Consider the following 14,565-nt stretch of genomic DNA (forward strand, 5'->3'; position numbering starts at 1 on the left):
TTGAATGTTAGGACAAATGTAGGGTATATATTTTTTCTCAGCAATAAAATCTAAATCAATTTTCGTTAAATAACATTTATACGTATATTTATACTCATTTTAAATAAGGATTTTTTAGAATGCGAAATCCTTTAAAATAAGAGCTTATAGAAAACACAATATTTTTTTTGAGGCTATTTTCTAAGAGAATGATTCTTAAAAGAAGTTTGATATTTAACAGAATACATTTTACAAACAACATATTTACATCCAAATGAAATACAGAATAGAAAAAGACACCATGGGCGAAGTTCAAGTCCCAGCCGATAAATATTGGGGTGCGCAAACAGAACGTTCAAGAAATAACTTCAAAATCGGACCTTCGGGTTCTATGCCAAAAGAAATTGTTGAAGGTTTTGCTTATTTAAAAAAAGCTGCTGCTTATGCTAATTACGATTTAGGTGTTTTGCCTATCGAAAAAAGAGATGCTATTGCCGCTGTTTGTGATGAAATTCTTGAAGGAAAACTAGACGATCAATTCCCACTTGTAATTTGGCAAACTGGTTCTGGAACACAAAGCAACATGAATGTGAACGAAGTAATTGCAAACCGCGCACAAGTTCTTAAAGGTTTTGAAATTGGCGAAGGCGAACAATTCATCAAAGCAAATGATGACGTAAACAAATCACAATCATCAAATGATACTTTCCCGACTGGAATGCACATTGCAGCTTACAAAATGGTTGTAGAAACTACAATTCCGGGAATTGAAAAATTACATGCTACTTTAGTAAAAAAAGCCAACGAATTTAAAGATGTTGTAAAAATTGGACGTACACATTTAATGGATGCAACGCCATTAACTCTCGGTCAAGAAATTTCTGGTTACGCTTCTCAATTAGCATTCGGATTAAAAGCTTTAAAAAACACTTTAGCCCATTTATCTGAAATCGCTCTTGGCGGAACTGCCGTAGGAACTGGACTGAACACACCAAAAGGCTACGATGTAAAAGTTGCCGAATATATTGCTCAATTTACCAATCATCCGTTTGTAACAGCAGAAAACAAATTTGAAGCACTTGCAGCTCACGATGCCATTGTAGAAACACACGGAGCATTAAAACAATTAGCGGTTTCGCTAAATAAAATTGCTAACGACGTAAGAATGTTGGCTTCTGGACCACGTTCTGGAATCGGTGAAATTCACATTCCAGAAAACGAACCTGGATCTTCTATTATGCCAGGAAAAGTAAATCCGACACAATGTGAAGCTCTGACAATGGTTTGCGCTCAAGTAATCGGAAACGATATGGCAATTGCGGTTGGCGGAATGCAAGGGCATTACGAATTGAATGTTTTTAAACCTGTAATGGCAGCAAACTTTTTACAATCGGCACAATTATTAGGCGATGCTTGTGTTTCTTTTGACGAACATTGTGCGCAAGGAATTGAACCAAACTACAAACGAATCAAAGAATTAGTTGATAATTCGCTAATGCTTGTAACTGCTTTAAATACCAAAATTGGGTATTACAAAGCAGCAGAAATCGCTCAAACAGCCCACAAAAACGGAACGACTCTCAAAGAAGAAGCTATCCGTTTAGGGTACGTAACTCCAGAAGATTTTGATGCTTGGGTGAAGCCTGAAGATATGGTTTAGAAATTTTGTTTCAAGTTTTTCTGTTTCAAGTTTCAGGTTTCAGGTTTCAGGTTTCAGGTTGAAATACTGAAAAATCAAATTGAATCTATTTATAAAAAAGGGAGAAAACTTTAAAGTTTTCTCCCTTTTTTATAACCTGAAACTTGAAACTTGAAACAAAAAAAACTATTTCCCATCAACATAATCCTGCAAATAGCTAAATCTCTCTGTCAATTTTCCGTTTTCTGTGATTTTGGCACGTTTTAAAATTCCGTCTTTATCTCCGTTGAAGAAAGCAGGAATTACGTGTTCCATAAATTGTTCTCCGAAACCTATACTTGCATCTTTTGGAATTTCGCAAGGCAAATTATCAACTGCCATAACCGCAACAGCAGCAGGATGAAAAAAGTCCACTTCTTTATCTTCTAAAGGAAAATATCCATATAATGGTTCTGCAATTGTTGAAGAACGTACTGTACAAGCAATTGGTCCGTTTACATCACACGAAATATCGGCTACCACTTTAAGTTTACAATCACTTGCATTTAGCATTTCTTTTGTTAGAATCATCGGCGCATTGCTTGCATAAAAATGTCCAGCAAAATAAATATCGGAAACCTTCGTAAATCTTTTAAAATCAGATTCGTATTCTTCAGGATGCTGAATAAAATCCGTAAAATCTAAAACCTGACCATCTTTTCTTCTATTATATTCTAAAACATCCAACTGCACGTATACAGCTTGAGCATAAGTTTTAGTCAAATAATTATCAAGTGTGATTTCTTTTATTTTAATGGCATCTAAAATTTCTTTAGCTCCGCTCCCCACTTTTCCTGTTCCCGTAACTACAAATTTCAAGGCTGGCATTGTGATACGCTTTAAATGCTTTATTAAATCTTCTTTTCCAGAAAGAGTTTCGGCTTTTGGAAGTTTAAACAATTCGAATTTAATTCCGAAAGCTCTAATTCCGTTATAAACTCCAACCATTCCAGCATATCTTCCAAAACCAATTAAACGTCGATCCAATTCGTCTACAATGGTTTCATGATCGTATAAATCGATATTTTTCTCTAAAATAGCCTGAAGCAATTTTCTGTTATGAGGCTGTTTTTTAATGGTATGAGAAAAGAAAAAATAGGCTTTATTTGGAATTAAATTTTCTATTGGAACTTCTTTCACACCAAACAAAACATCACAGTTTGAAATATCTTCTGTTACTGTAATTCCCATATTTTTATATTCTGCATCAGTGAAAATCCTAATATCAGAACTTTCAACTTCAACTGAAGCTTGATGATAAACCTGCTTTAATTTTGCTAATTCATCAGGAGAAAATACAACTCTTCTATCTGGCGGATTTTTTCTTTCTTTTATAATTCCAAACTTCATTTTGACTGATTTTAATATCTAATAATATAACTTTTTGAATTGTATTTGTTTCAAATATAACAAATTTAGTTAAAATTTTGTTTCTAAAATTCTATTTAGAATGCTTCAAAACCGTTAAAAGCTGAAAAACAAACGACTATATTTTACGATTCTTAAAATTATGTTAAAAATCACAAATTAAAGCCTCAGAATTGAGAAAACAACAAAATTGAATTCGATATATTTGTTTTTAAAGAACGATGCAAATGATTTTCCTTAAAAAAACAAAGATACCACAAATACTTTTCTCAGTATTAGTTTTAAGCTCATGTGGTCAAAACAAAAAAACAGCTACAGATACAACTCAAACAGTCGAAGATACATTACCTAAAATGAAGCCTTTAGGCGCAGAAAAGAAAATTTCTCAGGCCTATATAAATTCGGTTACTGGCAGAATAAATCACTTTTACAATAAAAACTGGCCTAATAACACCATGAATGGAAGCTTTCTAGTAGCCAAAAATGGTCAGATAATTTTTGAAAAATACAACGGATTTGCCAATAAAAATGAAGGAACAAAAATAACGGCAGAAACTCCAGTCCAAATCGCTTCTGTAAGTAAAGTTTTAACTGCAACTGCGATTTTAAAATTGGTAAATGCAGGTAAAATTGATCTAGATCAAAAAGTAAATACGATACTAAAAACTTTTCCTTACGAAGATTGCACGATTAGAATGTTATTGAGCCACCGCACTGGAATGCGTAATTATGCTTATTTTACAGATCGCGACAAATCAATTTGGGATCGTCATAATCAATTGACTAACAAAGACATTCTTGATATTCTGGCGACAAAAGATATTGGTTTAGAATCTAAAACTGGAACACGTTTTAGCTATTGCAATACCAATTATGCAATGCTTGCTCTTATAATCGAAAAAATTACGGGTTTGAAATATAAAGAAGCAATGTCTGAAATGATTTTCAAGCCTTTAGGAATGAAAAACACCTATGTTTTTGATGATGATAAAGACAGAAAAAAGATTGTTCCTTCTTATAAAGGAAATGGTGTAGAAATCGGATTTGATTATTTAGATAATGTTTACGGGGATAAAAATGTTTTTTCAACTGTTCGTGATCTTTTAAAATTTGATCGTGCAAGACAATCACCAGATTTTTTAAAACCTGAATTGCTAAAACAAGTTTATACGGGTTACAGTAACGAACGTAAAGGAACTAAAAATTATGGTCTCGGAATTAGAATGATCAACTGGGAAACGGGACAAAATTTCTATTTTCATAACGGTTGGTGGCACGGAAATACCTCATCTTACATAACTTTAATGAAAGAAGGCGTTACGATTATTGCCCTTTCTAATAAGATGACAAGAAATACGTATGCTGTCCGCAAATTGGCGCCAATCTTTGGAGATTACCCATTTAATTTTAAAGACGAAGAATAAGAAAATTTTTCTGAATATTTTAATAGAAAGTAATTTCAAATATTCTACATTTGCAGACTTATTTTTGGGGTCGACTGGTTTTGACAGCAAGTCGAATTGAACAGTAAGCACGTCGAGCATTGAGACCTTGCTCGTAAATATAAGATCTCAAACTTTTACACGGCGAAAATAATTACGCTTTAGCTGCATAATCCGAATCATAGTACGATTGCGCCACGTCTCTACAAGGTAGAGAAGCTGGATTCTCCTGGAAAGCCTTGGTTTGTGGCGTTCCGTTCAGGGGAACCGTAAAAATAAACCTAGATATCCATGAGCTTCGGGTGGGTTTCGAAAATTAAGAAGATAAGTGTTCGGTGGCTGTTTCTGGCCTAGCTTAACATCGAAAATCTAATCAGGAAATAAGCGTGTAGAAAGCTCTTTAGTTGCTTGTTTGGACCCGAGTTCGATTCTCGGCGACTCCACAAAAAAGCCTGTAAACAATTTGTTTACAGGCTTTTTTTATTCATCCAAATAAAACATCTTATTTTAATACTATTCTTTCCGTAATTGTTTTATTTGAGGAAGCGTCAATTCCGGTAATTTCGGCATATTTTACATTTGGTAACCAAAAAGAACCTCCTTCTATGCGAACAAATATTTTTTCAACTTGTATTTTTTTCTGATTTACATTTACAAAGACATGATATTTTTGATCTGAATCTATCTTTTTTAAAGTTAAGGACAACTTTTTATATGACACAAACTGAAGTTCAAACTCCTCATTATTTACCGTTGTTTTACTTTCAATTCCGTATGCGAATTTGCGTTGCATATAACTAAAATCTTTTTTTTCTCCCTTCTCGGCATATCGAATCCAATACGATTTTATGGGATTGCTTTTGTCTATTTTCCCATTTTCTGAATAGTTTACAGCATAAATAGCAGTGTTTATATTTGGATCACGCTGAATGTAAAACAACATATTATCTACATTTTTAGGCGTTGGGAAATTTAATGGCGATGGATTTTTGGATTGCGCCAATAGATTTCCAGAAATTATATTTATTAAGATCGTTATAACGATTAGTGATTTTTTGAAATATTTAAATAATAATTTATTCATAAACGAAATATTAATATTCTGATTTGAACCAGCTGAGTATAGTTTTTTTTTAACACATAGAATCATAGATATTTTAAACTTATAAAGGCGTTTCACTTGTTTAAATAAACATAGCTATTTGTGAAGAAACTAGTTTATTTTTTATATTCTTTTGCACATTTAAAACCTATGTTTCTATGTGTTATTTTTTTTAATTAAGCAACCGATTAATTTGATTCGATTAGGCTCGGTTTTTCTTTTGCCTTAAAAACCCAATATTTAATCAGCGGGTAATTAAATCCATAAGAAACAAAACTATCCGTGATTAATCTTCCGATTCTGTAATCGATTTGAAATGATTTTTGCAGAATAAGCGTACCAAGTGATTTAAAAAAAATACTTCCTAATACAACCAACGCAAATTTAAAAAGCTGACTATTAATACGGTTCTTATAACCAGATTGATTTTTAAACACCCAAAATCTATTGATACTGAAATTGACAATGGCTCCAACGGTTCCAGAAATTAGAATAGAAAAGGTAAAATGCAGTTTAAATATTTCTGTCAAGAAAATCATTAAGCCATAATCGGTAATACCGCCAACAAATGCTGCAACTTGCGCTTGTAGAAAAGTCAAAATAGATTTTTTTTTGAACATTTCAGTCTTGGTTTTTATCTTTCAAATCGCCCAACTTCAAAAGTTTTAAGCTATCAATGATATTGATTATAAACAATATAATCGTGATTAAGTCCGCCAAATAAGTTATTGATCCTTCAAATAAAACTTCTAGAATTAAAATTAAAGCAATAATAAATCTAAGTTCCGTTGGACCGACAAAGCCAGAATCTATACTATATTCATTTGTAATTTTATAGCGCAACTGACTGATAATAATAGACCAACCATAAAGCGCAACAAAAGCAAAGGCTACTATTTGTGTACCATTTTTAGCATAAATGTAGTAGCCAAAACCAATAAGTACAATACCAATCCAATCGGCGATAATGTCGAGTGCAAAACCATACCAACGACGCGGAATATTTCTATAATAAGCCAGTCTTCCGTCTAAAGAATCGCCTAACCAATTTATAACCAAACCGATAATTCCTAAAAGCAAATACCAATTTGTTACATAAGTTCCTAAAACAAAAGCTAAAAAAACGAATCCCGAACCTAATGTCCCAATCAAAGTGAGTAAATTTGGCGAAATGAATTTAGGCACTTTTGGCAGCAAAAATACAATCGTTAACTGTTCAGCTCTTTTTAGAATATTAGTTCGCTTACGGTCAGAAAATGTTCTTTGTGCAATTGAACTATCATCTTCAATCAGTGTTTCCTTTCCCATTATCAGCTCAGTATTTGTAAGCCAGATAGTATAGCTAATTCTACTTTTGTAATTTTTGCTTTTATTCTTTTCTGAGTATTTTTAAAAAAATCTGTGGTACTTTTTAGCTTACCTGATCTAACCAGATAACTAAATGCGATAACAATCAGCATAATTATTTAACAATACCAGCAAAGCGTTGATAGAAAACCGTTGGGCTGTTCTCGTTTTTAGGAGCATATTTTCCTGCTATAATCGGAATATAAATAACCCTTCTTCTGCTTTCTTCGCCACGAACAGATGATTCTGCAACTCTGTGCCACAAACGACCATCGTGAATCGTCAAATCTCCAGCTTCTGGAATAATGGAAACTTCGTCTGGATCGGCTTTATTATCTAAAAAGTATTTTTTACGGAAAAGCATTTGATAAATACTTTGTTTGTGAGTTCCAGGAATAATTTTAAGTCCGCCGTTTTCTGGTTTTAAAGTACTTAAGTGAATACCCACATTTAACATCGGATTTAATTTTCCTCCATAAAAAATATCTCTCAATCCGTCTGTATGCCAGCCCATTTTAGTAAACTTACTTTCTGGTCCATTTATATAATGATTGAAAACCATTCCGTCTTTTTCTTCAGTTCCTAATCTTGCGCCATCTCCTGCCAATGGCAATAAACCATTAAATCTTGGATCAAGCAGAAGACCGCTCAAGGCTTGATGATGTTGATTGATAAAAGCAAAACGTTGTACAATAGGTGAGCCATCTAAATCTTTTCCGAATTTAATAGGAACACCATTTATTTTTTGAAGATCGTTTTCAATCCAATTTTGCTCTACTTGTTTTGATGCATCAATGATTGATGAAACAGTTTCTGGATTTATAAATTTTTTGAAATGAATGAAGCCGTGTTCGTTAAAAAAGGAAATTTGCTCATTAGTTAATTGCTCAGTAAGGGTAAATGTTTTATATGAAGATACCATGATAAATATATTTAATAGATGAAATAATAGTTTGAAATTTTACACAAAAGATTAGCAGCAACAACAGCAACACATTCGCATGTTTGCGTGCATTTGATCTTTAGTAAAATTAAACTTATTTTTCATATTAGATATACTCTATAGAATTAGTAGACATTTATGCAAATGTAATATAATTTATTATTTGCCAAAATTTTTTTTATGTTTTTTTCGAAAAAAAATTAAACTTTATAAATTCCAGCAGCAGTTTTTTCTATGAAAGCCTTTGGTAGTATACGGTTAGCGTAAACCGAAATGATATTGGTAAAACCCGGAATAACTTCAGATTTTTTGTTAAACATGGCTTTTACCGCCATTTTTGCAACTTCATCTGGCTGCATATTAAACTTTTCAGCCATTTTGTTTAAAGCACTTAAACCAGCTCTTGCAGCAAAACCAGTATCAACCGGACCAGGACTAAAACAGGTTACAGAAATTGAAGTTTTTGCAAGTTCGAAGCGCAAGGCCCTTGTAAATGATAAAACAAAAGCCTTTGTAGCAGAATAAACTGCTAGTGTAGGCACAGCTTGATAAGCAGCTGTACTCGATATATTTAAAATATAAGCTTGCTTTTCGTGTGAAAGTATAGAAACTAATAAATGCGAAAGTTCCACCACTACATTCATGTTAAGTTGCATCATGCCAAGCTGATCGCTTAGAGCAGACTGGCTAAAATTGCCCCAAACACCATAACCAGCATTGTTAACTAAAATTCCAACTGGATAATTATTCGTTTTTACCCAATCGGCAACTTTGTGCGATGCCTCATTTATAGAAAGATCAATTGATAAAATAGAAGCATTAATTCCGTATTTAACTTGAATATCATCAGATAGTGCTTTTAATTCTACTTCACTTCTTGCAACAAGCAATAATGGATATCCTTGTTTAGCCAATTCATAAGCAATAGATTTTCCAATTCCTTTGCTGGCACCCGTTATTAAAGCATACGGTTTCGTTTTTTCGCTCATTTTATTTATTTATATCAAATATAAAGATTAATTGTAATTAGTTTCCAGATGAATCAGATTGGATTAAATTAATTATTCAATCTAAATTACTGAATATAATAAGGTATACTATACAAACATCGCACTCGATTTCCATCTTTTATTGCAGGAATCCATTTTGGAGATAATTTTAAAACCCTTTCCAATTCTTTTCCTGAACCATAACCAATATCACGAATAATTTTTATTTCAGACAAACTACCATCTTTTTCAATTCTTATAGTGGCAAAAACACCGCCTTTAGAAGATTCATCATCATTTATTTCTTCTGGAATAACATAATTTTTCTTTATAAAGGCATACAACTTTTGAATACCGCCAGGATATTTTGGTAGAATTTCTAACTCAAAAGCACTGTAGACTTTATTATCTTTTGTGTTAATTTTACCTTCATCCTTTTGCAACTTTATTCTTTTTTTAGGCACAGTGGTTTCGCTATTTTTATAAGCCGAATCTACAGCCGGAACACTATTATTTTGACAGCTAAACAATAGTAAAAAATTAATAGCAAAAAAAAACTTTCTTATCATAGGTTTTATGTTTAGTAATGAAAAATAGAGTTTTAACTATTTTTTATAAAAGTAAAAAAAACGAAATTTATTCCGTTACTGCATCAATTTTATTTCTTTTCTTGGTTTTCTCCACTCCTCTTTCTTTTATTAATTCTACTGCGTCGAGCATTTTGGTTAAATGAATATAAGGCGTCATCAAGTCAGGATCTGGATCTGCGGCATGAAGCGACAATGAAAACTCAAAAACTTGGTATAGAAATGATAATGTTAATCCGATCGAAAAATTGATTCAACTTCATGAAGAAAAAATTGCTTTGTATGAAAGGATGTTGAAGGAGAAAGAGGAGATGATGGTGAGGTTGGAGAAATTGATTGGGAAATAATAGTTTATAAAACAATAATAATAATTGTAAAAAGAGACTTTTTTAGTCTCTTTTTTGTTCATAGAACATTATTTATGAGTGCGAAGTCAAGAGATATTCGTACAGCCCCATAAGAGCTCTTCGGAGATCTGGGTTATATTGTCTACCTCTATTATTTGTCTTTCCATCGTATTATTTCTAACACCGCTAAAATTATGGCGATAGCAAATCCAATTCTTGCAAACCATTTTGTGTATGGATATTCTTTAAGAACTTTTTTAGCCAATTCTAAATCAACTTTTGATTTCTCAAAATCAACAATTTCTTTTTTCTTTAAAAAATCAATTTTATTGTTTTCATCTTCAACATATTTTAACCATCCGCCATTTGAAAGTATTTCATATCCTCTTGTCGATAATTGGATCCTATTAAATTGGTCTGTAAATATTAAGGATTCAGAACTCAATCTTTTAAATAAAGCTAACGATTTTTCATCTTCCAATATTTTATTATCTACATTCCTAAGTTCTAATGCACGAATATCTAAACCATCTTTCAGTAAGTTTATGTTAAATTCAATAAGTTCGTTAACATTCATATTTTTAGTGTTTTTGAATTCAGAAATGCGTTTCTCTAGATAATAATGAAAATGATTTTGTATATTGAGTACACAAGCGGGACGCTCGCGCCAGCAACGAGGAAGTTTTTAAATGTTACTTTCGAATTCTTATTCCTTGTTCTTGTAATTTTAATAATCTGAGAGTTTCTGACATATCTTTTCCTTTAGAAGAACAAAAATCTATCAAATCATACTCTATTTCACGTTGAATATTTTCTGCTTTGTCTGAAATAGCTTTAATTTTATGAAATAATTCTTCTTTTATATTTCCAGCATTAAAATCTTCCTCGTTTCCAATGATAACTTTGTGAACCAACCAATTTCTTTGCTGTAAAAAAGCATTTAATTCATCTTGCAATGACAAATTATATAGTTTCTTTTTAATTGCAATTTTAATAGCTTTACCTAAAGTATATCTCTGATTTTGTTTTAAAAATTCATCCGCTCGTTCTTTTGTTTCTGTGGGATTCATTTTAAGAGTAATTGAATGACTCAACGCTTGTTCAGCCATTTGTGTTTTCAACATAGCTTCTCCTAGGAAACAATACAAATTAATTTCGTTAGTGTTGGCTGGTGTTTTTATAACATTTTCTTTCATACCTTTTGCTTTAATAAAATTTAGTTTAATTTTTATATAATTACTTATTAGTCAAAGGTATTTCTTTAGTGCGCAATCTTTTTGCGCACTAAAGAAATTATTCAATTGCTCATGAAGTTATTTATCCGATTGCGCAAATTTATAATCTGCACCTGCAAAGTATACCTTAACAAATTTAAAAAAAGAAAATCCAATTTTTATTAATATAGAAACAAACACGAAAAGATCTTCCGAACAATCAACAAATAAATAACCCCTAAAAGCCATTTCAACCGAAATCTCTTTTACTTTTGCCGAATGTTAGAAATTCTTTACCAAGACGAATATATTATTGCCATTAATAAACCAAGCGGATTGTTGGTTCACAAATCATTTTATGCGCGCGATGCAAAAGTTTATGCCATTCAGGAATTGAGAAATCAAATTGGGCAGCACGTTTATCCTATTCATCGGTTAGACCGCAAAACATCTGGCATTTTGTTATTTGCATTAGACAAAGAAGTTCTGAAAATTATGAATGATTGTTTTGCCACACGCGAAGTCGAAAAAAAATATTTAGCCATTTTACGCGGCTGGTCACCCGAAGAACTTACGATTGATTATGATTTAATTAATGATGATGACATTAAACAAAATGCTATAACATACTTTCATCGTTTGCAAAATGCCGAAGTTGCGTTAGCATTTAACAACAAACCTACTTCACGATATTGTCTGGTAGAAGCGATTCCAGAAACTGGACGTATGCATCAATTACGAAAACATTTCAAACATATTTTTCATCCCATTTTAGGAAGTCGACCGCATGGTTGCAACAAACAAAATAAATTGTGGCTAGAGAATTTTGACTTAAAAGGAATGATGCTTCATGCACATCAGTTAGTTTTCAATCATCCGATCAATAATGAACAATTAATTTTGAATGCAAAGGTTAATGAAGAGTTTAGCAGAGTTGGTACTATTCTTAATCTGGATTTGAGTAAGTATCAATAGTATTTCTCTCCAAATTAATAAAATGATCAATTTCTTTTTAAACCTTTAGCTTTTTATTTTTATTTCTACGCCAATAAAACAGATAAAAAACTCCCAAAACTAGCACCAAAATATCAAATCTAATAATTTGAGGAATACGATTAATTTGATCGTTATAGTAAGTTCCTCCTAAAAGAGCACCGCTCCCAATTCCGAGTTCCATTGAAATATACATGGTCGCAACTGCTTTTCCTCGGTGGTCAGGATTACTCATATCAATGGTCCAGGCGCTAATTGCTGGTGATAAAATTCCAGTGCCAGTTCCATAAATTCCTGCTCCAATTAATAGCATCTGAATATCTCTTCCTTGACTAATTACAAAAAGTGCGATAGAAGTGATGATTAATCCCGCTAAGATCACTTTTAGTCTTCCGTGTCTGTCTGAAACTTTTCCTGCAACAAAACGAACCAAAACCGAAGCAACGGTAAATGCTGTAAAAAATATACCTTTATTTGTCGCACCAAGATGTTCACTCCAATCTGGAATCAAGGTTAAAATAATTCCGAAGGCGGTATAAGACAAAAAAGTAATAATTCCTGCTGGAAATACATTTTTATCTACAATATCTTTTCGTCCAATATAAAACATAGACTTGTTAAGTTTCTCTTTTACAGCAAGCGTTTCTTTCATATTAAAAACAATAATAATCGATAAAAATGCAAGAAATGATGAAGCATAAAACATTACATTCATTCCGAAAGCATTTACAATCATACTTCCTAATGCTGGTCCAAGTGCGCCTCCGATACCGAAACATAATCCGTGCATTCCTAAGGCTTCTCCCCATCTTTTCTGCGGAATAATATCGGCTACGTAAGCAGATGTTGATGTCGGTTTAAATCCTGTTGAAAAACCATGAACTAAACGAAGCAACAGAAATCCAGAAACAGAACTTAAAATCGGGTACAGAAATCCGCAAATTACACAAACCGAAGATCCGATTGCCATAACTGGAACACGTCCCCATTTGTCTGTCAATTTACCGCTAAAAGGTCTTGAAATTGCCGCCGTTAAAGTAAATAAAGAAATGATTAAACCTTTGTATTCTGCTCCTCCCAAACTGCTTAAGTAATTTGGAAGTTCTGGAATCATCATATTGAAACTAGAAGAAAACAGCAAAGAACTTAAACAAAGTAAAATAAATTGAAGCGTATAGATTGATTTTTCTTTTTCTAACATTATTGAATTATAAATTAAATCATTGCAAAAGCAAATCGGTATTAAATTGAAATTTTTAAAACAATTCCAATTGATTGTTTGGATTATTTGGTTTGTTCTTTTTGGGTTTTGCATCACCAAAAACGGTTCGACCTCCGTATAAATGAGAATTTTCTCTTTCTCTTTGAATCAAAGCATCGAAATTATTGTTGGGCGTAAAACTTTCTTCAGCATTTCTCGAAATTTCAGATAGTTTTTGAATGGCATTTAGTTTATCACTAATTCCAATTTTTGCTCGATTTATAGCTCTTTGCAAAGTATCGATCGTTTCATCATAAATTTTAACAGGAACGGGAAACGGATGTCCGTCTTTTCCGCCGTGAGCGAAAGAAAAACGTGCAGGATCTTCAAATCGCGTTGGAGTTCCATAGATTATTTCGCTTACTAAAGCTAAAGATTGCAAAGCTCTCGGTCCCATTCCTTTTAGAAGCAAAAGTTCTTCAAAATCTTCTGGTTTATTATCATGCGTTGTCCAAAGCATTGCGCCTAGCCTTTTCATATTTACATCTTCCATCCGAACATCGTGATGCGCTGGCATAGAAAGATGCTTCATTTCTTTTATAATTTTTGCTGGCTCTTCTTTTACTAATTCTAAAATTCCTTCTCTAGATTTTGTAGCAGCATCGGCAGTAAGATTTAAAATATTACCTTGATTTTCGCCGTAAATAAAAGTATGAGGTTCATTGATGAAAGATTTTAAATCTTGCGAATGCCAATGATATCTTCTTGCCGTATGCGAATTCGGATTCATTCCTTGCTGAATAACAGCCCATTGTCCTTTATTATCCACAATAAAATTATGCTGATACAATTGAAATCCGTCTTGAATGGCTGTATTATCAACTTTTGCTGTAAGTCTGCTGCAATTGGCAAGATTATTTCCATCTAAACCAGTTTTTTCGCCTACAAAAAGGAGTTCTTGCGGTGTGAGCATCGAATGTTTTCCTTTTCCTCCGCAGATATAAATTCCTAATTCTTTAGAATGCGGATTAACCGATCTTTTTAAGGCTCCAAGTACAGAAGTTGTAATTCCAGACGAATGCCAATCCATTCCCATAACAGCTCCAAAACTCTGAAACCAAAAAGGATTACTCAATTTACTGATGACTTCAGAAGTAGAAAATTCTAAGGCAATGGTTTCTACAATAGCAAAACCAAGTTTTGACATTCGTTCAGCAAGCCACATCGGAACATGTCCGTAATGTAAAGGAAGATCTGCTGTACCTGAACGTTTCATTTGTCAAATTATATGCTGCAAAAATAAGTAAAATAGAACTGTCTATTTCTTAATAAAGCGGTAAGGTTTGCAGAATGTTACAAAATGAAACAATTTCTA

Annotated in this window: 15 protein-coding genes, 1 other RNA gene and 1 pseudogene; 5 read left to right on the top strand and 12 right to left on the bottom strand. The window is 32.6% G+C overall.

Annotated elements, in window-relative coordinates:
• Positions 1 to 253 precede the first annotated feature (253 nt).
• Positions 254 to 1,639 (top strand): class II fumarate hydratase, encoded by a 1,386-nt coding sequence (gene fumC, locus NYQ10_RS21230; RefSeq protein ID WP_289878119.1) that lies wholly within the window; start codon positions 254 to 256, stop codon positions 1,637 to 1,639.
• Between the two features lie 165 nt (positions 1,640 to 1,804).
• On the opposite strand, the gene NYQ10_RS21235 is transcribed toward fumC, so the two are convergent.
• Complete coding sequence (locus NYQ10_RS21235) at positions 1,805 to 3,007, bottom strand: NAD(P)-dependent oxidoreductase (protein WP_289878120.1); 1,203 nt, start codon at positions 3,005 to 3,007, stop codon at positions 1,805 to 1,807.
• Positions 3,008 to 3,246: 239 nt separating this feature from the next.
• Between NYQ10_RS21235 and NYQ10_RS21240 the strand changes: the two genes are divergently transcribed.
• Entirely contained in the window at positions 3,247 to 4,449 is a 1,203-nt protein-coding gene (locus NYQ10_RS21240; protein ID WP_289878121.1) for a serine hydrolase domain-containing protein, read from the top strand.
• A 66-nt stretch (positions 4,450 to 4,515) separates the two neighbouring features.
• Positions 4,516 to 4,913: a transfer-messenger RNA gene (gene ssrA / locus NYQ10_RS21245) on the top strand.
• A gap of 56 nt (positions 4,914 to 4,969) precedes the next feature.
• On the opposite strand, the gene NYQ10_RS21250 is transcribed toward ssrA, so the two are convergent.
• The 7 genes from NYQ10_RS21250 to NYQ10_RS21280 all read right to left on the bottom strand — a co-directional run bounded on the left by NYQ10_RS21250 (position 4,970) and on the right by NYQ10_RS21280 (position 9,631).
• On the bottom strand, positions 4,970 to 5,551 hold the full coding sequence (locus NYQ10_RS21250; RefSeq protein ID WP_289878122.1) for a DUF4833 domain-containing protein: 582 nt from the start codon (positions 5,549 to 5,551) through the stop codon (positions 4,970 to 4,972).
• A gap of 206 nt (positions 5,552 to 5,757) precedes the next feature.
• Positions 5,758 to 6,189: a GtrA family protein gene (locus NYQ10_RS21255; RefSeq protein ID WP_289878123.1), complete on the bottom strand. Its 432-nt coding sequence runs from the start codon at positions 6,187 to 6,189 to the stop codon at positions 5,758 to 5,760.
• Between the two features lies 1 nt (position 6,190).
• Positions 6,191 to 6,877, bottom strand: coding sequence for a CDP-alcohol phosphatidyltransferase family protein (locus NYQ10_RS21260; RefSeq protein WP_289878125.1), 687 nt, complete (start codon positions 6,875 to 6,877; stop codon positions 6,191 to 6,193).
• Between the two features lie 154 nt (positions 6,878 to 7,031).
• Positions 7,032 to 7,838: a phytanoyl-CoA dioxygenase family protein gene (locus NYQ10_RS21265; RefSeq protein WP_289878126.1), complete on the bottom strand. Its 807-nt coding sequence runs from the start codon at positions 7,836 to 7,838 to the stop codon at positions 7,032 to 7,034.
• 221 nt (positions 7,839 to 8,059) lie between these two features.
• Positions 8,060 to 8,848 carry an SDR family NAD(P)-dependent oxidoreductase gene (locus NYQ10_RS21270; protein WP_289878127.1) on the bottom strand — a complete coding sequence of 263 codons (789 nt, stop codon included), beginning with the start codon at positions 8,846 to 8,848 and terminating at the stop codon, positions 8,060 to 8,062.
• An 86-nt stretch (positions 8,849 to 8,934) separates the two neighbouring features.
• Positions 8,935 to 9,417, bottom strand: a complete 483-nt coding sequence (locus tag NYQ10_RS21275) for an energy transducer TonB (protein ID WP_289878128.1) — start codon at positions 9,415 to 9,417, stop codon at positions 8,935 to 8,937.
• A 67-nt stretch (positions 9,418 to 9,484) separates the two neighbouring features.
• Positions 9,485 to 9,631 carry a hypothetical protein gene (locus NYQ10_RS21280; protein ID WP_289878129.1) on the bottom strand — a complete coding sequence of 49 codons (147 nt, stop codon included), beginning with the start codon at positions 9,629 to 9,631 and terminating at the stop codon, positions 9,485 to 9,487.
• 31 nt (positions 9,632 to 9,662) lie between these two features.
• Here NYQ10_RS21280 and NYQ10_RS21285 point away from each other — a divergent pair.
• A pseudogene (locus tag NYQ10_RS21285) lies at positions 9,663 to 9,782 on the top strand (XRE family transcriptional regulator); the annotation flags it as partial.
• Positions 9,783 to 9,933: 151 nt separating this feature from the next.
• On the opposite strand, the gene NYQ10_RS21290 reads toward NYQ10_RS21285, so the two are convergent.
• Together NYQ10_RS21290 and NYQ10_RS21295 are read right to left on the bottom strand one after the other, a co-directional pair.
• On the bottom strand, positions 9,934 to 10,359 hold the full coding sequence (locus tag NYQ10_RS21290) for a hypothetical protein (RefSeq protein ID WP_289878130.1): 426 nt from the start codon (positions 10,357 to 10,359) through the stop codon (positions 9,934 to 9,936).
• Positions 10,360 to 10,474: 115 nt separating this feature from the next.
• A complete protein-coding gene (locus NYQ10_RS21295; RefSeq protein ID WP_289878131.1) occupies positions 10,475 to 10,978 on the bottom strand; it encodes a hypothetical protein in 504 nt (167 codons plus the stop codon).
• Between the two features lie 297 nt (positions 10,979 to 11,275).
• Here NYQ10_RS21295 and NYQ10_RS21300 point away from each other — a divergent pair, with 297 nt between their 5' ends.
• Positions 11,276 to 11,971: a pseudouridine synthase gene (locus tag NYQ10_RS21300; RefSeq protein ID WP_289878133.1), complete on the top strand. Its 696-nt coding sequence runs from the start codon at positions 11,276 to 11,278 to the stop codon at positions 11,969 to 11,971.
• Positions 11,972 to 12,008: 37 nt separating this feature from the next.
• Here NYQ10_RS21300 and NYQ10_RS21305 read toward each other — a convergent pair whose 3' ends face one another.
• Both NYQ10_RS21305 and NYQ10_RS21310 read right to left on the bottom strand, forming a co-directional pair.
• Entirely contained in the window at positions 12,009 to 13,190 is a 1,182-nt protein-coding gene (locus NYQ10_RS21305; protein WP_289878134.1) for an MFS transporter, read from the bottom strand.
• A 55-nt stretch (positions 13,191 to 13,245) separates the two neighbouring features.
• Entirely contained in the window at positions 13,246 to 14,466 is a 1,221-nt protein-coding gene (locus NYQ10_RS21310) for a DUF763 domain-containing protein (RefSeq protein ID WP_289878135.1), read from the bottom strand.
• Between the last annotated feature and the right edge of the window lie 99 nt (positions 14,467 to 14,565).

The organism is Flavobacterium johnsoniae (genome assembly GCF_030388325.1).
GTDB lineage: Bacteria > Bacteroidota > Bacteroidia > Flavobacteriales > Flavobacteriaceae > Flavobacterium > Flavobacterium johnsoniae_C.

Bases quoted from the DNA above. Each gene is read 5' to 3' on its own strand.
- fumC (WP_289878119.1), top strand. From the start codon at position 254: ATGAAATACAGAATAGAAAAAGACACCATGGGCGAAGTTCAAGTCCCA.
- NYQ10_RS21235 (WP_289878120.1), bottom strand. From the start codon at position 3,007: ATGAAGTTTGGAATTATAAAAGAAAGAAAAAATCCGCCAGATAGAAGA.
- NYQ10_RS21240 (WP_289878121.1), top strand. From the start codon at position 3,247: ATGCAAATGATTTTCCTTAAAAAAACAAAGATACCACAAATACTTTTC.
- NYQ10_RS21250 (WP_289878122.1), bottom strand. From the start codon at position 5,551: ATGAATAAATTATTATTTAAATATTTCAAAAAATCACTAATCGTTATA.
- NYQ10_RS21255 (WP_289878123.1), bottom strand. From the start codon at position 6,189: ATGTTCAAAAAAAAATCTATTTTGACTTTTCTACAAGCGCAAGTTGCA.
- NYQ10_RS21260 (WP_289878125.1), bottom strand. From the start codon at position 6,877: ATGGGAAAGGAAACACTGATTGAAGATGATAGTTCAATTGCACAAAGA.
- NYQ10_RS21265 (WP_289878126.1), bottom strand. From the start codon at position 7,838: ATGGTATCTTCATATAAAACATTTACCCTTACTGAGCAATTAACTAAT.
- NYQ10_RS21270 (WP_289878127.1), bottom strand. From the start codon at position 8,848: ATGAGCGAAAAAACGAAACCGTATGCTTTAATAACGGGTGCCAGCAAA.
- NYQ10_RS21275 (WP_289878128.1), bottom strand. From the start codon at position 9,417: ATGATAAGAAAGTTTTTTTTTGCTATTAATTTTTTACTATTGTTTAGC.
- NYQ10_RS21290 (WP_289878130.1), bottom strand. From the start codon at position 10,359: ATGAATGTTAACGAACTTATTGAATTTAACATAAACTTACTGAAAGAT.
- NYQ10_RS21295 (WP_289878131.1), bottom strand. From the start codon at position 10,978: ATGAAAGAAAATGTTATAAAAACACCAGCCAACACTAACGAAATTAAT.
- NYQ10_RS21300 (WP_289878133.1), top strand. From the start codon at position 11,276: ATGTTAGAAATTCTTTACCAAGACGAATATATTATTGCCATTAATAAA.
- NYQ10_RS21305 (WP_289878134.1), bottom strand. From the start codon at position 13,190: ATGTTAGAAAAAGAAAAATCAATCTATACGCTTCAATTTATTTTACTT.
- NYQ10_RS21310 (WP_289878135.1), bottom strand. From the start codon at position 14,466: ATGAAACGTTCAGGTACAGCAGATCTTCCTTTACATTACGGACATGTT.